General features: G+C 32.8%; 28 protein-coding genes. 15 read left to right on the top strand and 13 right to left on the bottom strand.

Features of this window, described 5'->3' with window-relative positions; all coding sequences use genetic code 11:
* Positions 1 to 4: 4 nt before the first annotated feature.
* The 3 genes from EG348_RS13440 to EG348_RS13425 all read left to right on the top strand — a co-directional run bounded on the left by EG348_RS13440 (position 5) and on the right by EG348_RS13425 (position 2,225).
* Complete coding sequence (locus EG348_RS13440) at positions 5 to 574, top strand: anthranilate synthase component II (RefSeq protein ID WP_123983537.1); 570 nt, start codon at positions 5 to 7, stop codon at positions 572 to 574.
* 209 nt (positions 575 to 783) lie between these two features.
* Positions 784 to 987: a DUF3995 domain-containing protein gene (locus tag EG348_RS22085; protein WP_123985072.1), complete on the top strand. Its 204-nt coding sequence runs from the start codon at positions 784 to 786 to the stop codon at positions 985 to 987.
* A gap of 11 nt (positions 988 to 998) precedes the next feature.
* Positions 999 to 2,225 carry a cytochrome-c peroxidase gene (locus tag EG348_RS13425; RefSeq protein ID WP_123983535.1) on the top strand — a complete coding sequence of 409 codons (1,227 nt, stop codon included), beginning with the start codon at positions 999 to 1,001 and terminating at the stop codon, positions 2,223 to 2,225.
* Between the two features lie 541 nt (positions 2,226 to 2,766).
* On the opposite strand, the gene EG348_RS13420 is transcribed toward EG348_RS13425, so the two are convergent.
* Positions 2,767 to 4,371, bottom strand: coding sequence for an AraC family transcriptional regulator (locus EG348_RS13420; protein ID WP_123983534.1), 1,605 nt, complete (start codon positions 4,369 to 4,371; stop codon positions 2,767 to 2,769).
* A gap of 335 nt (positions 4,372 to 4,706) precedes the next feature.
* On the opposite strand from EG348_RS13420, the gene EG348_RS13415 reads away from it, so the two are divergent.
* Entirely contained in the window at positions 4,707 to 5,447 is a 741-nt protein-coding gene (locus EG348_RS13415; RefSeq protein WP_123983533.1) for a hypothetical protein, read from the top strand.
* Between the two features lie 86 nt (positions 5,448 to 5,533).
* Positions 5,534 to 5,797 carry a hypothetical protein gene (locus tag EG348_RS13410; RefSeq protein WP_123983532.1) on the top strand — a complete coding sequence of 88 codons (264 nt, stop codon included), beginning with the start codon at positions 5,534 to 5,536 and terminating at the stop codon, positions 5,795 to 5,797.
* Between the two features lie 209 nt (positions 5,798 to 6,006).
* Here the strand turns inward: EG348_RS13410 and EG348_RS13405 are convergent, their stop codons facing one another.
* The 10 genes from EG348_RS13405 to EG348_RS13360 form a co-directional block, all read right to left on the bottom strand.
* Positions 6,007 to 6,918: an IS481 family transposase gene (locus tag EG348_RS13405; protein WP_123983531.1), complete on the bottom strand. Its 912-nt coding sequence runs from the start codon at positions 6,916 to 6,918 to the stop codon at positions 6,007 to 6,009.
* A gap of 445 nt (positions 6,919 to 7,363) precedes the next feature.
* The gene (locus EG348_RS13400; RefSeq protein WP_123983530.1) at positions 7,364 to 7,645 is read right to left on the bottom strand and encodes a hypothetical protein; all 282 of its coding nucleotides are present in this window, start codon (positions 7,643 to 7,645) and stop codon (positions 7,364 to 7,366) included.
* An 8-nt stretch (positions 7,646 to 7,653) separates the two neighbouring features.
* Positions 7,654 to 7,863 carry a hypothetical protein gene (locus tag EG348_RS13395; RefSeq protein WP_123983529.1) on the bottom strand — a complete coding sequence of 70 codons (210 nt, stop codon included), beginning with the start codon at positions 7,861 to 7,863 and terminating at the stop codon, positions 7,654 to 7,656.
* Between the two features lie 22 nt (positions 7,864 to 7,885).
* Positions 7,886 to 8,161, bottom strand: coding sequence for a bestrophin family ion channel (locus EG348_RS13390; protein ID WP_164463294.1), 276 nt, complete (start codon positions 8,159 to 8,161; stop codon positions 7,886 to 7,888).
* 601 nt (positions 8,162 to 8,762) lie between these two features.
* The gene (locus EG348_RS13385) at positions 8,763 to 9,770 is read right to left on the bottom strand and encodes a terpene synthase family protein (RefSeq protein WP_123983527.1); all 1,008 of its coding nucleotides are present in this window, start codon (positions 9,768 to 9,770) and stop codon (positions 8,763 to 8,765) included.
* A gap of 987 nt (positions 9,771 to 10,757) precedes the next feature.
* Positions 10,758 to 11,246 (bottom strand): hypothetical protein, encoded by a 489-nt coding sequence (locus tag EG348_RS13380; protein ID WP_123983526.1) that lies wholly within the window; start codon positions 11,244 to 11,246, stop codon positions 10,758 to 10,760.
* A gap of 3 nt (positions 11,247 to 11,249) precedes the next feature.
* Positions 11,250 to 12,053, bottom strand: a complete 804-nt coding sequence (locus tag EG348_RS13375; RefSeq protein WP_123983525.1) for a helix-turn-helix domain-containing protein — start codon at positions 12,051 to 12,053, stop codon at positions 11,250 to 11,252.
* A 19-nt stretch (positions 12,054 to 12,072) separates the two neighbouring features.
* A complete protein-coding gene (locus EG348_RS13370; protein WP_123983524.1) occupies positions 12,073 to 12,474 on the bottom strand; it encodes a GlcG/HbpS family heme-binding protein in 402 nt (133 codons plus the stop codon).
* 65 nt (positions 12,475 to 12,539) lie between these two features.
* A complete protein-coding gene (locus EG348_RS13365; protein ID WP_123983523.1) occupies positions 12,540 to 13,331 on the bottom strand; it encodes an SDR family oxidoreductase in 792 nt (263 codons plus the stop codon).
* 605 nt (positions 13,332 to 13,936) lie between these two features.
* Positions 13,937 to 14,158, bottom strand: a complete 222-nt coding sequence (locus EG348_RS13360) for a hypothetical protein (protein WP_123983522.1) — start codon at positions 14,156 to 14,158, stop codon at positions 13,937 to 13,939.
* A 719-nt stretch (positions 14,159 to 14,877) separates the two neighbouring features.
* Here EG348_RS13360 and EG348_RS21720 point away from each other — a divergent pair.
* From EG348_RS21720 to ccoG, 10 genes are all read left to right on the top strand, one after another.
* Positions 14,878 to 15,204, top strand: a complete 327-nt coding sequence (locus EG348_RS21720; RefSeq protein WP_164463293.1) for a hypothetical protein — start codon at positions 14,878 to 14,880, stop codon at positions 15,202 to 15,204.
* A 570-nt stretch (positions 15,205 to 15,774) separates the two neighbouring features.
* Positions 15,775 to 17,049: an NAD(P)/FAD-dependent oxidoreductase gene (locus EG348_RS13350; RefSeq protein ID WP_123983521.1), complete on the top strand. Its 1,275-nt coding sequence runs from the start codon at positions 15,775 to 15,777 to the stop codon at positions 17,047 to 17,049.
* 17 nt (positions 17,050 to 17,066) lie between these two features.
* Positions 17,067 to 17,474 carry a hypothetical protein gene (locus tag EG348_RS13345; RefSeq protein ID WP_123983520.1) on the top strand — a complete coding sequence of 136 codons (408 nt, stop codon included), beginning with the start codon at positions 17,067 to 17,069 and terminating at the stop codon, positions 17,472 to 17,474.
* Between the two features lie 294 nt (positions 17,475 to 17,768).
* A complete protein-coding gene (locus tag EG348_RS13340; RefSeq protein ID WP_123983519.1) occupies positions 17,769 to 18,236 on the top strand; it encodes a PA2169 family four-helix-bundle protein in 468 nt (155 codons plus the stop codon).
* A gap of 151 nt (positions 18,237 to 18,387) precedes the next feature.
* Positions 18,388 to 19,350, top strand: a complete 963-nt coding sequence (locus EG348_RS13335) for a YihY/virulence factor BrkB family protein (RefSeq protein ID WP_123983518.1) — start codon at positions 18,388 to 18,390, stop codon at positions 19,348 to 19,350.
* Positions 19,351 to 19,502: 152 nt separating this feature from the next.
* Positions 19,503 to 19,724 carry a hypothetical protein gene (locus EG348_RS21885; RefSeq protein WP_228414739.1) on the top strand — a complete coding sequence of 74 codons (222 nt, stop codon included), beginning with the start codon at positions 19,503 to 19,505 and terminating at the stop codon, positions 19,722 to 19,724.
* Entirely contained in the window at positions 19,625 to 20,005 is a 381-nt protein-coding gene (locus EG348_RS22080) for a transporter (protein ID WP_410494147.1), read from the top strand. Before EG348_RS21885 ends, EG348_RS22080 begins: the two co-directional genes overlap by 100 nt.
* A 398-nt stretch (positions 20,006 to 20,403) precedes the next feature.
* Positions 20,404 to 20,661, top strand: a complete 258-nt coding sequence (locus tag EG348_RS13325) for a GlsB/YeaQ/YmgE family stress response membrane protein (RefSeq protein WP_123983517.1) — start codon at positions 20,404 to 20,406, stop codon at positions 20,659 to 20,661.
* A gap of 77 nt (positions 20,662 to 20,738) precedes the next feature.
* Positions 20,739 to 22,259, top strand: a complete 1,521-nt coding sequence (locus EG348_RS13320; protein WP_123983516.1) for an FAD-dependent oxidoreductase — start codon at positions 20,739 to 20,741, stop codon at positions 22,257 to 22,259.
* A gap of 62 nt (positions 22,260 to 22,321) precedes the next feature.
* On the top strand, positions 22,322 to 23,776 hold the full coding sequence (gene ccoG, locus EG348_RS13315) for a cytochrome c oxidase accessory protein CcoG (protein WP_123983515.1): 1,455 nt from the start codon (positions 22,322 to 22,324) through the stop codon (positions 23,774 to 23,776).
* Positions 23,777 to 23,889: 113 nt separating this feature from the next.
* On the opposite strand, the gene EG348_RS13310 is transcribed toward ccoG, so the two are convergent.
* Together EG348_RS13310 and EG348_RS13305 are read right to left on the bottom strand one after the other, a co-directional pair.
* Entirely contained in the window at positions 23,890 to 24,429 is a 540-nt protein-coding gene (locus tag EG348_RS13310) for a CinA family protein (protein WP_123983514.1), read from the bottom strand.
* Between the two features lie 162 nt (positions 24,430 to 24,591).
* On the bottom strand, positions 24,592 to 25,179 hold the full coding sequence (locus tag EG348_RS13305; RefSeq protein ID WP_073174693.1) for a ferritin-like domain-containing protein: 588 nt from the start codon (positions 25,177 to 25,179) through the stop codon (positions 24,592 to 24,594).
* Positions 25,180 to 25,227: the final 48 nt, after the last annotated feature.

Below are 25,227 nucleotides of genomic sequence, written 5' to 3'. Positions count from 1 at the left end.
TATCATGAAAAAAATATTACTTGTAGATAATTATGATTCATTTACCTACAACCTCAAACATCTTGTTTCCGAATGTGGCGAATATAAGATTGACGTTTACAGAAATAATACTTTTCAGTTGGAACTAGTTAAAAATTACGATGCTGTCATTCTATCACCTGGACCTGGAATACCTCAGGATGCAGGATTATGTATTCCTTTGATTAAAGCTTATAAAGATTCAAAAAAAATATTAGGGATATGCTTAGGACATCAGGCAATTGGAGTAGCTTTTGGAGCTCGTCTTACCAATACTTTTAAAGTTTACCACGGAGTCAGTTCGTTAATTTCACTTAACAAAAATGAAAAAATTTATGCACATTTACCTGATCAGATAGAAGTCGCAAGATACCACAGCTGGCTTATAGAGCGAGACAATTTACCCCAAAACCTAGTTATAACATCTACGGATGATAAAAACACGATCATGTCTATTAGGCATGACGAATATGATATAACCGGATTACAATATCATCCTGAAAGTTTTCTTACTCCAAAAGGAAAAAATATTATACAAAACTGGCTCAAATCTTAAAATTTAGAACATTCTTGTATGAATATAATTAAATATATCTTATTGATTATTATCCTATCAATCTCCTTCCAGCACTTTTATTGGGCATTGGGAGGTACGTGGGGCAAACGTTTTGCAGTTCCCACAACAGAAAAAGAAATTCCACTTTTTGAACCAAGTGCTTTCTCTTTTTTTATTATAGGCTCTTTTTTTTTGCTTTAGCATCTGCAATTGTATTCCCAAACAGATTTTCGCTACTTATTTTATGGATAACAGCCATTTTATCTTTTATAAGAGCGATCGGAGATTTCCGATACATAGGCTTTTTTAAAAAAATAACCAGTTCGTCTTTTGCCAAAAAAGATACCCTTATTTACAGTCCATTATGTATACTAATAAGCCTTTTAACATTCTTATTGATCAGAACATTTTAAATACTTCTTATATGAAAAATAAAAAATTATTCTTTATTCCCTTAATTACACTGGCTATCATATCATGTCAAAGTGATAATTTATATGAACCAATTTCTGAAGAAAATTCTCAACTTTCAGCATTGTCCAATTCCAAAATGTCCAGTGCTCTAACAGCAGCTTTTGGTGATAATATTAATCTCAATAATTTAGCAAATTATGCAGACCAGGAAATCCCTTCCTATATTCTTCAGGATAATACCTCTTTTCTAAATCCAATAACAGATAGGGGTGCCACATTGGGAAGAGTATTGTTTTACGATAAGAATCTTTCATCAAATAATACTGTTTCATGTGCAAGCTGTCATAAGCAGGAACTGGCATTTGGAGACAACAATGTTGCAAGTCAAGGCGTTAACGGAAACACAGGAAGACATTCAATGAGATTGATCAACGCAAGATTTTCTCTTGAATCCCGTTTTTTTTGGGATGAAAGAGCGGCTACTTTAGAAACTCAGACCACAATGCCTGTTAAAGACCATATAGAAATGGGATTTAGCGGAGCTAATGGTGATCTTTCTGTTAGTGATCTAATCACAAGACTTAAAGGTCTATCCTACTATCAAGAACTATTTACGAAAGCTTATGGCAGTGTTGACATTACAGAGCGGAAAATACAGAACGCATTAGCTCAATTTATCAGAAGTATTACATCTTTTGATTCTAAATATGATCAGGGCAGGGCTAATGTTTTTTCAGATTTTTCGTCATTTTCTAATTTTACATTAGAAGAAAACTTAGGTAAAAAACTTTTCATGGAAATCCCGATATTAAGCTTGGTGGTGACAGGTGATCGCGTAGCTGGTGGTCTTGGATGTGCGGGGTGCCATGGAGCTCCTGAATTCAGTATAGCTCCTATCTCTAGCAATAATGGAATCATTAATATCATCAATAGTAGCGGTATTGATATAAACGTTACAAAATCTCCATCTTTGCGAGATCTTGTAAATAGTACCGGAGCATCTAACGGACCTATGATGCACTCTGGGCTTATTAATACGTTAGAAAGTGTAGTAGATCATTATAATAATATACCAAAAAGCATTCAGAATCCTAAACTCGATATACGCTTAGCAGTAGCCAATAGTCTAAGGATCACAGAAAAAGAAAAAAAGGCACTCGTTGCATTCCTTAAAACCCTTTCCGGTAAAAATGTATATATTGATAAAAAATGGTCCAACCCTTTTATTAATCAATAATATAATTCTAATGGCTGTTACTAAAAACGAGTAATCCTAATCGATTACTCGTTTTTATTGTGATCCATAATAGATGTTATGCAATCTTAATATAATTTTTTTCTGATATGAAGAAAATCAATATGAATTTAAAATTTTACTTAATTCAAAATTAACATAAGTTTTTCATGAGAGTTTCAATTTCGGCAACATTTTTTTTATAAATCTTCCAACGTTGATATTTTTGAATCAATATCGAATCGGCAATGAAGTAGCTTGAAACTCTTTTAAAATAAAAAGTTTTGCCAGCTTCAGATAATATAATAAAAACGCTAAAACCAAACGTTGCCAAATTATAATCCCTAAGTATATGAATATAGTATAGTGTTGAAGAAAAAAACTATATAAAAATTCGGAATTCATTACTATAAGTAACTATAAGTATATCTCTAATTTATTGAAATTTGAAATGCTAATTACTCCCAATAATATGATATTTGTTATATAAGAGTATTTTAATTGTATTAATATATTGATAAATAAATTTCGGTTATCATTAAAGCTAATCTATGGATGGATCATCTTCGGGGAAATTATTGAGACTATTTATAAAATAAGAAGGAGTAACAGCGTTTTCTTTTTTAAAAGTAACAGCAAAAACTTCCCTGGAAGAAAACCCACATTCCTCTGCTAGATAACTTATTTTATATTCCCGATAAACAGGATTTTCAATAAGTTTATTTTTTATATATTCTATCCTTAATCCATTGATATAATTACTGTAGCTTTTCTTTTTGTTCTGTTTTATCACCTCAGAAAGATATCTAGTATTGGTATTTAGTTCAATTGCAAGAGAAGTTAAGCTTATATCCTTTTTTATAAATTTCTGGGATTTTTCAAATTTATTCAGCTTTAACACTATCAATTTTAAAGTATGTTCGGGAATGTTTACATTTTTTTCAATTGGAATTTCGCTAGATGATTGATTTTTTATAGAAGACTCATTGCGTATTAATTCATTTAAGTCAGCTGCATGTAGGTTTTTCGCACTAATCTTATGGCCTGGATAAAGTACTTTTACAACGATATAAAAAACAGAAATTACTAGAATAATACTAAGAATTAGTAATAAATTTTTAACTCTAGACCCTGTATTGATCTGCTCTTTATGAGTAGTATTCTTTTCAGTGATAATATTCACATTATTCTTATCAACATTAGTAAGGCTATCATTTAATTTGATGTAAAGGTTAGTATATTTCTTTGAAGATGCATTAATTTTCAATGCTGAATATACTTTAAAAGATATTTCATAAATATCCCTACGAACATAAGGTAAACTTGCTTGTAATTCTTTTTTTTCTGCTTTTCCAGCATAGTGGGCAGCAATATTAAATTTTTTTTGCTCATAATAAATCCATGCAAGTTCATTGAGTATGCTAACTTCAAGATCGCCATGGATATAACCTTTTTTATCATTTTGGCAAATTACCAATGCTTTCGATAAATGTATTACAGCATCATCCATACGCCCCAAAGCCACATTCATCATTCCTATGTTCATGTAAGATTTAACAAGTATAAAAGATTTTTTTCTTACAAAAGCTTTATCACTTTGTATACTTAGCGCGCTTTGTAAGCACTTATTTTGATAATATAAAACAGAATCTACTGACGCATTGATATGGATATAGTAGGCTGCGAACTCCCGATATGTAAGAGCCTTTAAATAATTTCTATCATTTATATACTCAATTTTATCGACTATATTTATAGCTTTATTAAGTTCCTTAAGCCCTTGATTATAATAGCCTAGTTCAATATGTGCGGCAGCTTTACTTCTGTAAATGTTTGCTAGTATTGTATCATTTTTGCTTTCGGTTGCAAGTTTTTCTATTTCTTTACTCAACTGTAAGACTTTTGTAACGTTTCTTATCTTAAAATAGTTGTTAATAAGTAAACTATTAATATCAAGGATCCCTTTTTTATAATTTCTAGTTTTAGCTATCCAATAAATATCTGTGGATAGAGTAATTATTTTATCGAAATTATTGGGGGAGATATTTTGTTTTTTTTTAATTTCATGGTCAATTTGTAGTTCATTTAATGATCTAGGTTGAGCAAATGAAAATAGAAAACAGAAAAGAATCAAAGAATTTTTTTTCATAATTTATCATCGTTTGTGCCAACAAAATAAATCATAACAAAATGATTTATAACAAACCATAATGTAATTTTTTCCGAAATAAGCTTATACTCAAAATTTGTTAGAGTACTTAAATTCACTTATATGACACTTACATCTAATTAGTTCACTTAACTATTTATGAATAATTAATTGGTTATTTCTCGCCAATAGGATTTATTAAAATACAATCACAAATTCATAAATCATTTCTTCTTAAGTTTTTATTCATAGTAATAATTATATAAGTTTGCTGACCATATTTAAAACACAGGTTGACTTAATTAGTTGGCTAATCAAAAACATAAAATACAAAAATGAACAAAAAATTATTAACTGCTTTTGCAGTCTCGCTCGGTATGTCAATTCACGCTCAAGTGGGAGTAAATATAGCAGATCCAACAGAAACCTTAGATATTAATGGGGTTGAAAGGATAAGAGCTCTTCCCACAGACGGAAGTCTAAATGTTATTTACACAAAACCTGATGGAACCAGATCTCCAAATAAAGACCAACCTTTTATAGCTGTTAAAACTCTGGTGGCCGACAAAAATGGTGTAATAGGCTCCACGAAATTGATGCCTAACCTAACACCTATAATTATTACAGGAGTAGACGGAATTGACGCTGTCACAATAACAAGTACAATATCTGCTTTAAATGGAGAAACAACAACTCCTGTTTTAGCAACAAAAACTTTTACTCTATCCCAAAAGTCTATCGTGAACATTTCTTATAATTTATCTGCTTCCAATATTGTTGGATATAATGGAGCAATCCTTACAGATGGTGCTTCAAAAAAAGTGGGTGTAAAACTTATTTTAAACTCTACTGACTTCATCGATTCCGGAATACCTTTTACAAACAGTGCAAAAAACTATGCCTTTGGATACTTTCATCTAAATGGAAGCAGAAGTATTGTGCTAAATGAGGGAACTCATACTATAAGATTAGTTGGCTATATATATGCCTATGTAGGGGATCCAATAGGAATAAGAGCAACATTTGGGACTACCCCAACCGATCAATTAGATGTAATAGCAATACCAATTCAATAACTCATAGTAAATATCAAAAAAAATTAAATCTTCATAAGAAATATTAAATTAAAAAACATTTATTATTAACTTCTAAAATCAATAAGATGAAAAAAACATTATTCGCAGCAATATTATTTGCAACGTTAGGAACAACAAATATCAGTGCAAAAACATTAAAGGCTGTAGAACCTGAAATTACACAATGCTATAGAGAGACAACATGTCTGATTACAATTAAAGAAGGAGATTGTAAAATTACCTATCAGGTAACTAAAACTTACTATTTATGCTTTCTTGTTTGTGAAAAAAAGACTGTTGTGAAAAAAGACTGTTCAGGTGGAGGTGGAAATGGAAGATCTACCGATTAATTATTTAATAAAGCTCCTTGATAGGGGCTTTATTTACTTTATTATCGTATTTATTAACCAATATCTTCACTAGGAAATAGAACAAATAGTGATAACTACCCTAGACTGAGCCATTTATATTGCTAATTAAAATTTCACAAAAAAAGTTTGAAACTTCTGCTTTTGCCTTGAAATGTCGTACTTCATCGCTTCGTAGACTTTAAAGATAATTATTTTAGCTTAGCTTTTAATATTTCATAAGGCGTTTTTCCTTTAAACGATCCATGTGGCCTATTGAAATTATAAAAATTTTCCCATTGCTGTAATTTTTGATTCAAATCTACGTCGTCGATATAACTTAAAAGTTGATAAAATTCTTTTTTATCTGTTAAGTGTGAACGTTCAACTTTACCATTTAATTGAGGCGTTCCTACTTTTATAAATCGATGTTTCATCCCTAAATCTTGTACATGCCAATGAAACTTAGATTGAAATTCATGTCCATTATCTGTTTGTATGGTGTTAATTCTGAAAGGAAACTTTTCGACAACACAGTTTATAAAATCAATGGAACTTTCTTGTGTATGCTTCTCGTATATTTTTAAAGTCCTGATGCGTGTTGCATCATCGATTGCTGTATATTGATACCTTTTTATCTTTATTCCACCTTCATTTATGAAAATTAGAAACTTAACATCTACTTGTACATGATGTCCAGGGGTTTGTTTTTCATATCTAATGCTATGCATAGAGCGCCGAGTTGTTTTCCTATCTAATCGTTCTACTTTATTTCTTTTTAAAATTCTATAAACACTACATTCTGAAATGATGATATCATGATAGCGCTCCAAATACCATTTTATTCTCCAAGTACCTAATTTATGTTCTTGGCGAAGCTCTAATACTTTTTCAACAATTTCAGGCTTTATTTGATTTGGAAAGTTATATGCTAGGGGCTTTTTCCTTAATAAACCTTTTTCACCCTGTTTTTCATATTCTTTTTTCCACTTATAAAAGGTGCTCTTTTTTATACCGAAAAATTCATATGCTTCTTTATTTTTACCTCGTTCTTTTGCATATTTTAATACTTGAACTTTTTTTAGATAATTTAAATAATCTTTTATTTCTTTTGTCTTTTCCATATTCGTAACACTATATTAGTTTTCTACTAAATTAGTCTACGAAGGGGTGACGTATTCACAACTATTTTGATAATTTGCGCATTCGTAATATAATACCAATGTAGGTATAGGGTATAGGGGTTTAGTTACTCATGTAAGCGGCGTTTTAAGGACCTTTGACTTTAATACTTACAGCCCTGTTCCATGCACATTTGGCTGCAGAGTAGAGTTTCACTGTTTCTGAATATTATAACTTTACACTTTGCCAGTCCTCTTTGCATATCACTTTATTATCTCTAATAAAGATGCTAGAACCCTGACCTTCAATCAGCCTGGAAGCTATTTCATTACTTTACAAGCAGAACTTGGAAATATAACGCCGATATCTAAGTAACCATCGGAATAAGATCCATATAATGTAATATTTTTGGTTGCCCAATCTAAATTTTAAAATCTTTAAATTTAACTATTCATAATATTCTATCATCAAGCTTTTTCTTTTTTGCATTTCTAGATCTATATAATCGAACTTTTTAAACTGACAGAATGATCCCATGTCTTTATCTCCATTAATGAAAATTGCTCCTACTAAAATTACATATTTGCCAGGATAATTGGTTTCTTGCACCAATACCTCTATTCTTTCATCAATGGCTTCATACATAACTTCTGTCGCTTCAAATATTTGATTTTCAGCATTCAGGATTCGGTCTTTCTGATGAAAGAAGATCTGCTCAATGATGTTCATCTGAAAGTCTAGTAAAGTAATCTTTTCTTCAATGATCTGCCCTGCAGAAAGAGTTTCCCCAATGCACCTTTAGCTGCACCGTAACAAGCCGAATTGCCATTCTTAACTAATCTGTTTAAGCCGATATGCTTTTCAATCGTGTCCAATAAACGATTAACGGTATCGATAGATGTTAGTGCTTTCGGATACCATTTTTTAACGGATTCTAAATGTTCCATAATCTCGTGTGTGTTTTTTCATTTACATTAAAATATTATTGTCAACTATAATTGCCGGCGGCAGGTCTTTATCACCCAGCATTTCTCTTAAATCAATTTCTATATTCCGGTTTATTTGTGTAACGGGAATATCGTTCGCACTACCCTCAAAAGGATTTTCTGTGCTTTCGCCTATTTGTTCTAAAACCAAGAAAACCCAACCTAAAATCATACTGAATGGAATGGTAAGCCAGATAATATTTTCACCAAATTTTTCAATCATTTTTGAAAATTCACCAAGTAAACCAAATGGTAACATGATACAAAATAAATTAGTAAAATAAATATTAATGCCCGAAAATTGCCTTGGATAAGGGAAATTTTAATACGTTCGCATTTACCCTGCTGATCATACAATTCTTTTAGTTGATTTCAAGAGCTACATAATTGTAATCTGATATCTTGCCTTCTTCATTCAGTTTTTTTTCTGGGAGGATTGTAAAGTTATGATTTGCGTTGCGTGGTTTTTTGTTGATAAAATATACTTACGTTCATCAGCCCTGAGAAAGTTATTCAATTCTTTATCTAAAGTACTTTCCCATTCAGGTCCTTTGTAATATTTGAGATATTCACAGTTGTAGCTTTTCGTTTTTATATTTTCTCAGCTTTTAATTTCTCTAAGTTGAAAACGCAATGTAGTAAGCTACGCGAAATGACGGTAAATAATCGGTTGGTTGACCACTTAAAGAGGATGTAATTTTCACTATCGATGAATCAGAAACTGCGTACAATCATGCCATTTTGCATCATTGAGAGAAAGTCTCTTTATTATTTATATCCCTAAAATAGTCCTTAATATATTTGTTTGGGCTATTTTTCAAAATAAAATTATTTTACAATTTTTAGCGATAAAAATTACTTTAGGTGGGATACTCTCCTTCCACATAACCATTATTTTTATAGCGGAATGTGTCGTTTGCATGCCAAGCGTAAACACCTGCAATCATAATACCTAAGTCCTGAACATAATTATAAACAAGTTCTTGGTAATTATCAAAAGAGGGAAGATTTTTTTGCAATAATAAAAACTCTTCTAAATAAATATCATGTAGTTCGAGAGCTTTCATATAAGCCTGTGTTAATGATATTTTTTTTTCTTGCTGTAGGACTTTTACAAGATTCATGGTATCTCCTTCACGGCTGAGTTCTTTTGGTAACGAAATAATATCGTTGTGTATACCAATCATTAAAGAAGAAAGAGTGTATATGCGTTTAATAAAAGGATGATCAAAAACATCATTAGGTATATTGCGATATTCTTTTTGTAGAGCGACATAATAGCAATAAGGCTTGACACCACTTGTTTCTTCTCGGATAAGCAGATACATAGATAAAGGAGGTATTGTATTTGTTCTGTAATATATTTTTTCTTCTGCATAGCCTATAAATACGTCTTTCATTGATTTTGTAAACCTTTTGTAAATATGTTCTGGAATTCCACATTTAATGGCATCTTGTCTCAAGACCCAAAATAAGTGAAAGATACCATTTTCACTAGGCTCTACTGGATTATCACCAGTCACCAATGCCATTATACGATTAGTTATTTTATACATTTCATCACGGGAACAACGGTCAAAGTAATCATCCATCATTGCTCCATTAGCTGTATAATTGGCTAAGGGACGTAGTTCAGCAATTGTTTTTAGAAAAGGACAACCTCGGGATGCAATATCGGTTAGTTCATGTTGTTTATGTTTTTCACGTGCCTCCTTACTGTGGATCATGTATTCTGTATCAATCCAAGTATAATATTCCTCTCGCTGTTGCTGAAAATCAGGATGAATAAAATCAGGGAATGGATAATGCGGTTTTGGAAGTTGTTTTATGATCGCGTGAAATTCCTCATTTGAAATGGTTTGACTCATGGTATTTGTTTTATGATTAATTGTTGTTTTAAAGATATACAATAATATGATATAAATCAAAATATCGTGAATTATTAAAATAAATTTAACATTTAATATAGTTTAAAATTCTTGTAGTCTCAGTGTTTGTATCTTTGGGCTAGGGTTATTTGGGAGGGTTGAAATTTGAATGTTGTAAAATGTTGGATTTTTATTCTAACTAAAAGTATCGCAATGCTCTATAAGCTCTCTGAAAATTCTTCTCATATTTTAACTCCTAATTATGATTTTCCTACACCATCACCTCCTCACAAAAATAAATTATCACAGGTTTTTGTCAATGGAATCTCTTAATTGTTTTTCTCTGTTAACAAATTTATTAGTAAACGAGTGCTGTAATCCTTTTTCAGTTTTTAATAAAAATTGTTCCAATGTATAAATTATAAATATCTTTTTTATTATGTGAATATTGAAATACTTTCAGCTAATTTTAGAATATCAAAAATATTTATAAGGTTTTACAATACCAAGATGAACAATAGATGCACAAAATAAAATGTTGCAATATCATTTATCTGTAAATATTAACGTTATTTCCTCTTGTTAAAAATATGAAATATAATCATTTAGAGATATTCTACTATAAAATAACTGTATTTTGTACAACTCCAAACTACACATACTCCTAATCAACCTATAAAATCAATTTGTTAATTTGTTAAAATCTGGAATTCACAATTTTATTGTAAACAGTATATATAAATGGATTTAAACATTAAAATAAAGGCGGAGATGATAGGTAAAGCTGAAACTCCACCCTCATAGTACTATAGAAAGTAATTAAAAAAATTATTCATTTATTTGTTATTATTGTTTTGTAAGATTTAGTTTATCAATTAGTGATTTTTCAGGACAATATAAAAGATCGAAACGAACAAAGTTTAATTTAAAAATCCCAATCCACCTGAAGTAAAATCCTTTTTAACTGTATTTGTGAACCTCAAAATATCATTTAACAAAGTTTGAAAGATACAATTTAAGATTTTGATGTAAAAATGCATCAATCAATAGCATTCCTAAAAATATTACTGCGAAGCCAAGCGCTAATCCTTGTAAGTATTCTTTCTTTAAAATGAAAAAGCAACCTATTGAAAGTATTAGTAAACCGGCCCAAATGTATTTCGTCATTGTATAGCTTTTATGGTCTACTTTGACTTTTAACACCTCATTATCAAATGTTATTTCTGAATTTAGTTGAAAACTTTTCTTCGTTTTTTCCATGCTTTTTGGTTTGGAATACAATAAATACCCACCATAACCCACGTCTATCAAAAATAGTAAACCGAGCGGAATCAGCATTCCTTTTTGAAATGAATTACCAGTTTTAATAAGCATAATACAAATAGGCAAAATAATAAGAACAGCTATTCCAATCATCCATCTCCCCTGATTAATATCGGCTTTTGTCCAGATTTGTAAATATTGTATGAAGTCCATCTATTAGATTTGTGAAGTGGTTATACCAAATTTTTCTTTAAAAGAAACGTAAAAATGCGATAGGTTTTCAAAACCCAAATCCAAATAAAAATTGGCTGGTTTTTTTTGTTTATGTTTGATAAGATAATAGGCTTCATCCAGACGTTTTGCAAGTAGCCACCTCTTTGGCGTCGTTTCAAATGTTTTGGTAAAATCACGCTTAAAACCAGAAAGGCTCCTTCCGGTAAGTTTTGCAAAAGATTCCACAGAGACATTAAACATATAATTTTGATTCATAAATTCTTCCAAATCCATTTTGTAAGGTTCAGAAAAATCGAATAAAATTTGTTTAAAATCTGGGGTGCTTTGCAGTAATAACTCTATTGCTTCCCTGATTTTCAAATCTGCCAATCGTGGCGTTGCTTCTTTCTTCTTATTGATGTAGGGTGCCAGTGACACAAAGTAATTTAGCAGAAAATCATCGGCTTCAAAAAACAGTTTCTCCTTACCAACATATTTTTTTTCTATCAAGATTTTGTTTTCCAGAGCATATTGTCGCAACGTTTCTTTATCCAACATTATAGATAAAAATTGATACTTCCCTGATTTTGCAGGATATTTAATTGTTCGAATGAGTTGATTTTTATTAACCAATACTATGGTATTTTCCGGAATAACAGTATTTCCATCTGCGTGAAAAGCGTGTGTTTCGCCCGACAGTTGAAATCCTAAAAAATGTTCAGGAATAAATTCTTCATTTCCTCTATGCTTTTCATAAACACAAGAATAAACCAACTTATCAAAAATTATTTCATGCTTTGCTTCCATTACTGCAAATATCTTAAATTTAATTGAGTACAGCCATCCCGGCACTTGCAATTTCTTTATCCTGTTGTGGTGAACCTCCGGAAGATGCAATGGCACCAATGATGTCACCTTCTTTATTCTTGATTACAACACCGCCTGCTATAGTTAATAATCCCTCGTTTGAATTCAACATTCCATAACCATGGGTTTCTGCTCCTGAAACAATTGTTCCCATTATATCACTATCTACACCAAACATTACAGCAGTTCTCGCTTTCTTTATGGCAAATTCTATCACGCCAAAAACGCTGTCTAATCTTGCAAATCCGACCAGATGTCCACCTGTATCTACAACAGCAAGGCTTACAGGTATGTTTAGTTCTTTTGCTTTTTGTATGGAAGCGTTTAATGCTTTGGTTGCGTCGTTATAATTTATGTTCATTTTTTTAAGTTTTGATTAATAAAAGAAAGCACAGTTTTTATAACTGCGCTTTCAGAAATTTTTATTTAGCTTTTTGCTGTCCAAGCTTCCGCCTGCAATTGTTTCACAAAATCTTCAGTTTCTTTTGGGTGTACATTTCTAAAGTTTGAGTTTTCATCCAAAGCTACATCAACAATGCAATCTGCCATAGATTGAGGATCTAACTGATTTGCCAAAGCTTCCGCAGTTCCATCAAATGCAGATGGCGGAGTGAAATTAACTTCAGGATTGTACCAGCGATTGATCGTATCTACGCCACGGTCATTGAAACCAGTACCAAAAACTCCAGGGTTACAAGTTGCAATTTTGATATTAAACTGAGCCAATTCGGTTTTTAAACCTTCTGCTATAGAACCCATTGCATGCTTAGATGCGCAATAAGCGGCAACATAGGGAACAGTCCATAATTCGCCCATAGAAGTTGTGAATACAATTTTACCAGGTCTTTTCTCAGCAATGAATTTTTTGATGAAACCTTGCGCTAACTGAAGTCCGCCAAAAACATTAACATCAAACATAGAGCGGATGAAACTTATAGGTTGCTCCGCAATTGGGCCGCCTTCCATAATTCCAGCATTACTTATTAAAATATCAATGTCATACTTTTGTGTTATATAATCAATATCAGTTTGGTTGGTTACATCCAGCTTGTCTACGGTTAACTCCACACCCTGCTCTTTGGCCTCTCTAATCAAGTCGCTCATTTGCGGATACACTTGTGCCGTAGCAATTACCTTATGTCCTTTTTTTGCTAAATCAAAAGCAGCAATTTTTCCAAAACCGCTTGCCGCTCCTGTAATTAAAATTCTTTTGTTCATATTTATATTTTTATAAATGATAAACAAAATTAAACTAATTAGCAATGAAATTAATTTGTTCAAGGCTCAAAACTATATTGGCATAAAGTTCATCCAATCGAAAATTGAAAACTTAATTTTATTTATTATCGTTTTTTAAGATCTATAAAACATTTAACTAAGGGAGCCAGATCTCATACTTTTGACTAACTATACAAATAATTGTCCTACAAATAAGTTACGTTGTAATCAGAATATAGGATCTATAAATATTTTGATTCTCTACTAATTTAAAAAGCAATTTATCCGTCTCTTCCTGCAAACTATCGAATGTCACAATCTTTCCTCTGCTAGATCAAGAGCTTGTTTAGCAATGTCGTTATTTACATTAATTTTGTTTACTGTTTCGAATCGAATATTCATATTATTAATTTTAGTTTGCAAATAACCCATAAATAAGAGTCATATACAATAAATAATTAACTTTTTAAACTTTTCTTAATCTAAAAGGCTGCGTATTTTTATTTAGTAGGTGTTCTATAATCTTTTCTTATCCATTCTACATCAACGAATGGATGATCTTTTGTAAGTACTAAATCTGGACTTATCAGCTTTTGTAATACTATCTATGTTTCCTGCTTTTTACCTACTTCAATCCCTCTTAAAATGATTGAGAAAGTAAATTGTTCACCTATATTTAAAAATCCTGTTCTAAATGCAAGCTTATTATAACAGTAAACATCCAGAACCTGATCTTTTTCAAACGATTTTATCCTGATGATTCTTTCTATAAAATCATCTTTTTCTGTCTCTTCGAAAATTTTCAAAACAATTCCAGAAATTTGCATAATTAAAATTACAATATTTCCGCAAAGCAAAACCCGTTATACGACAGAACTTGACGCATTAAAAAGTTTTCCACAAAAATAATTACACCTTAAAAAAGACAAAGCCACTCTTAATTAAAAGAATGGCTTTCACACGATCGTAATTGAAAAACTTGTTTACAATTATAAATATACGAATTTTCCACAAAAAAAACCTCCCGAAGGAGGTATACATACATTAGATAGTCGATAAATTTGAGCTAACCGATACCTAAAGATATAAATGCCTCCAAAAAAATGGGAGGTTAAATACTTAAATATTAAGTATTTAAATTAATTGAACACTCAAAGGTATGAAAACAAAACCTACTTAATGTGGAAAACTTTTTTAAACAATTTAAAATTATAATTACATCAGGATTAATTCCATTCGTAATTATATTTTTAAGTGAAAATTATTATCATAATAAAGACACCAATTTTTTACAAAAAAACCTCCCATAGGTACTGGGAGGTTAAAAAACACAAATGATGAAAAAAAATTATATCTCTAAAAGAGATATGTAAATTTAAAAAATAATTTTATTTTGAGAAAATTTTAAATAAAAATCCCCGACCATAGCCGAGGATATATAACTAATATAACCTGAAAACTCACGATTAACATGAGGATCACGACAAATATATGAAAAAAGAAGATTTCTATTTTTTGTATATTTGATTGAATAAAAATTTTACACATGGAAAAAAGGGCTATAGCTTACCCTGAAGATTCAAGAGGAGGTCTTGATAATGATTATACTTTATATGACGATGGAACTATTGAACACAAGTATGATGTTGCACATAATATAGGAGCTCGCGGATATAATAAAAGTTTATCACTAAAAGTAGTAGACTTAAATGAAGATGTGAAACAATTAAGGTGCTATATTGTCCATCCGACATTTTACGTTCGATTTTTTATGTCATATATTTTCCAAAATATGTATTTAGAGCTTCTTCGTTATATTTGTTTTCTCCACGCCAGTATTCAACAAAAGTCCAATCGTGTTTTCCTCTACTAGGTCTGTCATAGTCTATAGATCTGCCATCAGGGTACAGGCTCAATTAATATTGCGGCCATTTTACCTTATCGTTATCTTTTTCCATCAGCAGCTCACATACTTCCCAAATATTATAATCAATAATATCATCAATAGAATACCCATTGTTGTATGCCATTACATAATAGTCTAATACCTATATTACATCCTTCCAAAGCAAAATCTTCTGCAGCAGCTCTTCCTACTCCACTGCTAGAGCCTGTTATTACGACTGTTTTTCGTAATAAAGTCTGTTGAAATTGTTCTTCTTTTCTTATGTTTACTTTTTTTCGATTCAGTAACAAATAGAACATGTATTTTGCCAGATGTGCAGTTCTTAGAATATATTATACATTCATCCAAATTTTTACATCCAAGAATATAATAGTGATTTTAGCAAATGTAAATATTTAGAATCAATCGGTTTATAAATTTTTAATTATGATTATTGATATTTATGTATTTATAAAAAGTACCACAAAACCATTTATCGGGGAAATTGGTCTTATTATTGATTACATTTTATTACACCAATCATAAAAATATTCTTTTATGAAAAAACATATCGTCATCATAGGAGGAGGTTTTGCAGGTATTAATTTCATCAAAACTATTGCTAAATCTAATGATTTCATTATTACATTGGTTGACCAAAATAATTACCATTTCTTTCCTCCGTTAATTTATCAGGTAGCTACTGCATTTATTGAACCTTCACACATCAGCTATCCATTCAGAAAGTTATTCTCAGATTATATAAATGTTCAGTATCATATGGGAAGTTTTACATCCATTAATACAGAACTTCAGATCATTGAGACAGATACCGGCTCAATAACATATGATCATGCGATTTTTGCGCTGGGAACCGAAACTAATTTTTTTGGGCTAGATCATGTACAAAAGTGTGCGTTGCCTATGAAAACCATTAATGAAGCCTTATATATTAAGAATCACTTACTGCTAAACCTTGAAAAAGCTTCAAGAAATCAAGATGAGAATAAAGCAGAAAGGTTACAGAATATTGTGATTGCAGGGGGTGGACCTACCGGAGTTGAACTGGCAGGGATGATCGCTGAGATGGGTGCCTTTGTCGCAGAAAAGGAATATCCTGAAATTGCACTTAATCTCTCCCATCTTTATCTGATCGATGCGCTCCCTTCTTTGTTGGCTCCTATGAGCGATGCTGCAAAAAAAACCGCTTATGATAATTTAAAAAGACTCGGCGTTAATATTCTTCTGAACGTTTCGGTAAAAGATTACGTTGAGGGAAATGTTATACTATCAGACGGAAGAAAAATAAAAACAGAAACACTCATCTGGACTTCGGGGGTAATCGGTCGTGAAGTATTGGGTATTCCCGAAACGAGTATAGGTAAAGGAAGAAGATTATTGGTTGATGAATACAACAGAGTTTTAGGGTTTAATAATGTCTGGGCATTAGGAGATATCTGTTTGCAGTTAACGGATAAAAATTATCCTAAAGGACATCCTCAGCTTGCTCAGGTTGCTATTCAACAAGCAAAATTAGCCGCTAAAAATTTTATAAAATTCCATAATCAGCAACCTTTACAATCTTTTATGTATAAAGATAAAGGCAGCATGGCCATTATTTCAAAATACAAAGCCGTGGTTGATCTGCCTAAGTTCTCTTATACAGGTTTTTTTGCATGGCTTACCTGGCTTTTTATACATATCATTCCATTGACAGGCTTTAGAAACAGAGTAAGACTTGCCTTGGAATGGTTCAGATTATTTATCACCAATAATCCTTCTATAAGAATGATTTTGCAACCTGGCAAAAATGGTCAAAATAATAAAAATTAACTTTTAAAATAAATATTATGCTTAAGAAAATGTTAGCAGGTTTAGGCGGAGCCATCGCACTTAACCTACTCCACGAAATCATCAGAAAAAATTTTGACAACGTACCCCATATCAATGAGGTGGGCGAAGAAGCGTTAAAAAAAGTAACCGATTCTACAGCACTTGAAATTTCTGATCCTGACAAATTGTATGCAGCAACTTTAGCCGGTGACATTGTGAGCAACGCTATTTACTATGGAACCACAGCAACAAATCATAATTTCGCAAGCGGAATTGCAGCCGGAATAGGAGCCATTGTTCTTCCTCAAAAAATGGGTTTGAATGATCATCCTGTAGCAGAGAATAATAAAAAGAAATTCATGACCGTCGGATACTATATTTTCGGTGCAATGGTTACCAAATTCATCTATGATAAAATTAAGTAATACTCATTACCCCTGCAAGCAAGCGTAATGAGTATGCCATGTAAAATATAGGAATAAGACTTAAAAATACTTCAGTATACAGCAAATGATATTAAGATTTTACTACTGCGTTTTTAAAAATAACACTTTTTATGTATAACAATAATTAATAAACTGCTGTTCAAATAATTAAATCCCAGATCTAATAGATTCACACATTATCCGTTTGCGAATTTTATAAAAATAAAGCCTTAACATACCACAAAATAAATAGTATAGGCATATTTATTGTTCAATCATTCAAAAATATTCAGTATGGAAAATAATAAAACAATTTCAGCACTTAATGAATTACTTCATATTACCAATGACAGAATTAAAGGTTTTGAAAGCGTAGAAGGAAAAGTTTGGGAAAGCTATTCTGATCTAAAGGGTGAATATGATAAAATGATCTCTCAGTCAAAAATAATGAAGAATGAAATTATTAATCTCATTACTGAAAGAGGTGGAAATCCTGATGAGGAAGCATCATCATTGGCTGGTAGTCTACACCGGACCTGGATCGATATTAAAAATTCCATACCGACAAGTAATAGTGATAAAGAAACCTTGGAGAATGTAGTTTTTGGTGAAAAACATGCCATTGAAGCATACGATAATGCATTGAAAAGCGGTGATCTTTGCAGCGAAAGTTCAAAGATAATTGCGGAACAGTTGAGACAGCTGCGCATATCTTACCATCAGTTCAATAACATTGAACATTATAAAAAGAAAGATGAATAATCTGTTTCATATCTAAGAAACTCTATCATAATTTTCACAGACTAATTTAAGAATCGGAAGTGATATCCAAGTAATAGCCTTTTGATTCTGTTTGTTTCACATTGGTAAGTAAAAATTATATACCTGATTTTTACCGGTAATACTATACATCATGAAAGCAATTAATAATTTTTGGGAAATACTTAAAGGGACATACAAGGACTGGAATGCACGGGATCTGGGAACCGAGGCTGCCAGCTTAGCCTATACCGCCATTTTTTCGATTCCTGGGCTCTTAATTATAGTTATATGGCTCACGGGTATATTCTTTGGTGAAGAAGCGGTACGGGGAGAAATCACTAAACTTATCGGGAGCATGATGGGGAAAGATGTTGGTAAGAGTCTTGAAGAAATGGTCGTAGCCGGCATGGTGGATAAAAAGAACATCGTTATGAAAATCATTGGAATCGTTACGCTTGTTTTTGGGGCAACTTCACTTTTCTTCCAATTTCAAAAATCCCTCAATAAGCTGTGGGATATCGTGGCAACTCCTAAAAAGGCTTGGGAAAAATATCTTCTCGACCGTGCGAATTCTCTGGGGATGATTATTGTCATTGCATTTCTTATGCTCATTACCTTGCTGCTGAGTTCTTTCATCGGTCTTGCTAACGATTGGGTTATCCACCGTTTCGGGTTGGAAACCCTGGTATTGGTGAATATTATTAATATTGTTGTAGGCTTTCTGGTTACACTGTTTCTTTTCGCAGCCATGTTCAAAATTCTGCCGGATGTTGAGTTACAATGGAAATCAGTGTGGGTTGGAGCTGCAGTAACTGCTGCACTGTTTACACTTGGAAAGTATATCCTCACTTTTTATTTTGAAACGTTCAATCCCAGTTCTGCGTTTGGTACTGCCGGGACTGTTATTTTGCTGTTGTTGTGGATTAATTACACCTGTCAGATTATTTTCTTTGGTGCAGAATTTACTAAGGTCTACGCTAAAAAAATGGGGCATCAACTTAAACCTTCAAAACATGCAAAATGGAGCCCGCAAATAGTATCTAAAGAAGACTCGAAAAACATAGTAACTGCTGAAAAAACTCCTGATAAAACGGTGAAAGATTCGACGATTTAGTTTCAAAAACTTAAAATAAAAACCATGACTAATTTTCATTTTTTTTAAAGTTAACGTTTAGTGTTGTATGTCTGTCAGCGGTGTGCCTTGCACAGCAAAAGCATCTGAACTATTCACTTTTTCATCCTGTACCAAAGGAGCATATGAGGGAAATGGAAACTGACCGTCCCGATGTTACAGAATCTCCCTACACGATCGATGCTGGGCATATTCAATATGAAACGGATATAATAAGGCTGATAAAAGAAAAACCAGATTTACTGGAAACAAGCACATTACTGATCAATCAGGCAAATTTAAAAATTGGAATCACGGGAAGCACAGCCATACAGATTGGTTTTCAAACCTACGGCCGGCAAAAGGAACAGACCTAATTTCAAATTCTGGAGTAAAAACTGACGGAATAGGTGATATAACATTCAGGATTAAACAGAATGTAATAGGAAACGACCATGGTGACTTTGCTCTGGCAATCCTTCCCTACGTCAAATTGCCTACTTCAAAATATGATAAAGAGAGCTGCCTGGAAGGTGGGCTAATTGTATCTATGTCCTATAAGTTATCTGAAAATGGAAATTGGGTCTACAGGTGGAAGTGGATAGATTCAAGGATCTGGATCAACCGGAAATGCATACTGAATTCCTGCAAACATTGACAATTAGTCTCCATTATCAAAAGGAATAGACTGGATAGCTGAAACTTATTACACCTATAATTTTAAAGCCCATGAGCTTTCCAATTTTATTAATGCTGCAATTCAAATAGAAGTTGTCAAAGACTTTAAATTAGATATCGGAATTAATTATGGAATACAAGATACCGCAGCAAAACATTATTTCATCGGTCCTTCTTACCCTCATTAAATTCTATTATTTGAAAGTTTTTATAATTCTTTGAAAATTGGAAAGTTTCCGCTATAATTCACATCATTTATGACCATAATCATAGTATAATAATTATTAATTTTCCGCTGCTGTTGATGGATCTGATTGGTATACATTTGGTTCTCTGCCTACTAACACAAACCACATTACTATCACAAAAAAATATATTATGGGAATTTTAGCATGGATCCTTTTTGGATTAATAGTAGGGGCAATCGCCAAGTTTTTAATGCCTGGAAATCAAGGCGGAGGATGGATTACAACCAGTATTCTTGGAATAGTGGGCGCATTGGTAGGAGGTTTTATTGCAGGGGTACTCGGAATTGGGGATGATGGAAATCCCTGGGATCTGGGAACTATAGGAATCTCTGTTCTAGGAGCCATTATTGTTCTGATCATTTATGGAGCCTTTACTAAAAAAAGATAATTATTTACACCTGGGTGTCGGTTCATTAAAAGTATGCCGGCACTTTTCTTTTACACCAATCACTAAAAAAAATTATTATGAACAGAGACGGTAATAATAAAAGCTTATGGCAGTATAACATAGAGCAAGAAGCGTTACAAACTTATACAGCATATGATTTTGACACCATCATTGTTGGTGCAGGAATAACAGGAGTGACTTTAGCAAAGGAACTTCAGAATAGAGGTCGTAATTGTCTTCTCATTGAAAAAGAAAATCCTGGATTTGGAACAACCGGTGGAACCACTGCACATATCAATAATTTTTTTGATTCATCTTACGACGAAATCATTAAAAATTTTGGGGAAAACTCAGCGGTATTACTGGCCAATTCCGCAAAAGAAACAGTGCGGTATATCAAACATAATATTCAGCAATACCATATCTCTTGTGACTTTAACGAATGTAATTATTATCTTTTCAGTACTGATGGAAAGCAATCAAAAAAATTGGATGATATCTTAGAAGCCCATCATCAAGTAGGAATAGATACTCAACAGGTTTACAGCATTCCATTTACCCTGAAATTTGAAAAAGCCATTGAAATTAAAGGTCAGGCACAATTTCACCCGCTCAGATATATCAATAAGTTACTCAAAGAATACATTAAACAAGGCGGAGCAATTGTCACAGGAGCACAAGTTACAGATTTAAAAAATAAAGACGGAATCGTTACGGTTACAACCAACAATCAAACAATATTCACGGCAAAAAATTTAGTTTGGGCTACCCATATTCCCCCAGGAAACAACCGTTTCAGTGTTCTTTTGGCTCCTTATAGAAGCTATGCGGTTACTCTGAAGCTTGCCAACCCTGTAAAATCCATGGCGCAGACTGCCGATCTTTATGATCCATATCACTATGCCCGCTATCATAAATCAGACAATAATTACTTCCTAATTGTGGGAGGTTTCGACCATAAAACCGGTGATGAAAATGATACCGAAAAACATTTTGAAGATCTCATGGAATATGTAGATAACAATTTTAAGTATAAAGAAGTTACGGCAAAATGGTCATCTCAATATTATCAGTCTGCAGATGGCTTACCCTATATTGGAAAAATACCGGGTGAAGACAATATTTATATTTCTACAGGTTTCACAGGTAATGGAATGACTTTCGGATCGATGAGCTCACTGATTATTCCCGATTTAATGGAGAATAAAATAACAGAGTTAGCCAAACTCCTGTCTCCGGCACGTATCAAGCCTATAGCTAGCGCAGGAAACATTCTCGATGAAGTGGTCAATGCTTCTATGCATTTTGTAAAAGATAAATTTTCGGCAGATAAAATTACTGAACTCAATGAGATAAGCAGTGGTGAGGGAAGAATAATCAAGCATGACGGCAATACGTATGCGGCCTATCGCGATGGTAAAAATGAATTACATCTTCTAAGCCCCATATGTCCCCATACGGGCTGTAATGTGGCATGGAATCCTTCAGAAGTTTCCTGGGACTGTCCGTGCCACGGATCACGTTTTGATATTGAAGGCAAATTGCTCAACGGACCTGCAATGTCGGATTTAAAAAAAATTGATAATGAAATTCAATAGCTGACAATTACCTCAACATTGGTGAACATTTATTTCAGCCGTAATCAAATAAAAAACAGCACATGAAAGATCATAATATATCAGATTTTAAAGGCGGCGAGGGACAGGTATTAGAGCCGGAAACTTACAGGGATTCCATTGGTACAATGGAACAATCCGGTAAAAGAAAGTGGGTATTTCCCAAAAAGCCTAAAGGCAGATATACCAATTACAGGAATTTAGTAGCCTTTTGTTTACTGCTATTTTATTTTGCACTCCCATTTATCACGATAAATGGTAACCCCTCATTACAATTTGATGTTTTTAACCGTCAGATTTTTATTGCCGGTCAGCCCTTTTACCCTCAAGATTTTTTCATACTCACTTTGGGAGCAATCGTATCATTAATATGCATTATTATATTTACAATTGCATTTGGGAGAATATTCTGTGGATGGATCTGTCCTCAGACGATCTTTCTGGAAAACGTTTTCAGAAAAATTGAATATGCTATAGAAGGTGATAGAAACAGACAGATGAAGCTTGACCGTCAGGAGTGGAATGCTGAAAAAATAGGGAAAAGAAGCTTGAAATGGTCCATCTTCATTTTACTTTCTTTGATTTTTACCCATTTTATGTTTATGTATATTGTGGGATATAAGGAGGTTTTCAGGATTGTTCAAGAGGGGCCTTTTGAACATCCGACCAATTTCATAGTTATGATTCTCCTATCGGCTGCATTTTATTTTGTTTTTGCATGGTTTAGGGAACAGGTATGCACATTGGTTTGCCCTTACGGAAGATTACAGGCAGTACTGATAGATAAAGAAACGATCAATGTTTTTTATGATTTTAACAGAGGGGAGAACAGAGCAAAATGGAGAAAGGGTGAAGACAGGAGAGCTGCGGGAAAAGGCGACTGTATTGATTGTTATCAATGTGTTGTGGTCTGCCCCACAGGGATTGATATCAGAGATGGTCAGCAGCTTGAATGTGTCAACTGTACAGCTTGCATTGATGCATGTGACGAAGTAATGGATAAGGTAGGATTACCAAGAGGACTAATACGATATGCTTCAGAAAAGGAAATAGAGACCGGTAAGCCTGTTAAATTTAATGCGCGAATGAAAGGTTTTGTTATTCTTTTAGTTGCTTTACAATTTTTATTGGGATATCTTCTTTACAACCGTGCCGATATGGAAGCCAAATTTATTAAACCCGCAGGCAGTACCTTTTTCGTGCGGGACGGAAAGATTACCAATACTTATAACTTTACTTTTCTAAATAAAACAAATGACAAAAAAGTAGTCAGTATTCGAATATTAGAACCAGCAAATGGTGAAATTACCTTCAGCGCTTCCAGTAAAATAATAGTCGAACGTGACAAAATTGGGAAAGGAACCATTAACATAAGCTTTCCTGAAAAACAGATAACACTGTCAAAACAAAATCTAAAACTTGGAGTTTATGATCAGGAAGGAAATCTCCTGGATACGTATGAAACCTATTTTGAAGGTCCATTTAAAATACAATTTTAAAATAAATTGATATGGATTGAACTTTCTAAGACCATATTCTTTAAAATTGAAGACTGTCTTGCAAAGCGTGTAAGTTAAAAGTCAGGCTTGAATTTTATACTTATTTCTTCTTTTTATAATGTTGATCTGTCGTTAGTTTCTCTACTGTTTAGGATAAGGGTCAGTTTCAAATGGCTTAGAAATTTTCGTAAAATCTCTTCCGTGTAATATAACTTTACAAAAAGAGGGCTAAGTTTATTTTTATAGTTATTGAACTCTATTTTATCTGAAAAAACAATCTGTCTTTTATACAGAATCGAGTAATAGACATAAATTTCAAATACCGAATGTCTTTCCGGTGTACAGTATCCGGATGTAGCAATACACCAGTCACTTTCAAACATTGTGGATGCATACACTCCCAACTTGTCAGCAATAAGGCTGGATACACAATTAGAATTTTTGATCTCCGAAGCCTCGACCTTCAAAAGCTTTACTATTTTATCAGGAGTATGTACCGTGATACCGCCTTTATAAAATAATTTTGAATTAGTCATTTCCGAAAACGCAAGCTGCATCGCACCAGCGGTAACACTTTCTGCAATGGAAATGGTTTGATCACAACTCATAAATTCTTCATTGATTTGTTCCAAAAGGATCTTGTTAAATTCCATGATACTTTATAATATAGATTTTACGAACTTAAAATTGATCTGTATTTCATTAATGTATTAACGAAATTAGGGTAGTGTTTATTCTTTAAATGAAGGCTACTTTATATTATTCAAAACAAGCCATACAGCTGATAGTGTATGGCTTGTTTAAATTTTATATGTTTAATCTTCCTGCTGGGCATCAAAATTAATGTTAGTCTCTGCAATCTCCGTAAGGTTATAATCTGTATCTTCTTCCTCCTGCAGTGTTTTTTCTAACAGCTCAGCAGCCTTATCGTGTCCCATAGTAATAGCAAGTTGCGTTAGGCCTCCATAGCTTGCGATCTCGTAATGTTCTACCTTCTGCGCCGCGATTATCAGAGCTGCATCTCTTGTCATCGTACCTTCTTCCGTAGATTTAATGATTTCTTCGCCTTCCTTAATCAATCCATCCATTGCTTCACATTTTTTCTGCTCTGGACTCTCATTAATGAGTTTAAAAACTTTCTCCAAGCGGCTTATATGCTTTTTAGTCTGTAACTGATGATCCTCAAAAGCATCTTTAAGCTCTTCGGTTGTTGCTGCGTCATGCATAGTCTGCAACGCATCTACTAATTTATGCTCAGCGTAATAAATGTCTTTTAGTGCATCTACAAAAAATTTATGCAGCGGAGCATTTTTCATCTCACTTTCTTTTACTGTAGCATTCTCTACTGTCATTTTTTTGTCAGCAGCACCGGTTGTCGTGTTTTCTGTTGTTTTAGTTGCCATAAGATAATGGGATTTAAAAGGTTAAAAGGCTGCCCCTTTTTCACAGAG

The organism is Chryseobacterium sp. G0201, from assembly GCF_003815655.1.
In the GTDB taxonomy this organism is placed as follows: domain Bacteria; phylum Bacteroidota; class Bacteroidia; order Flavobacteriales; family Weeksellaceae; genus Chryseobacterium.
The sequence above is the reverse complement of the archived record's forward strand: the minus strand, read 5'-3'. Positions and strand labels throughout refer to the sequence as shown.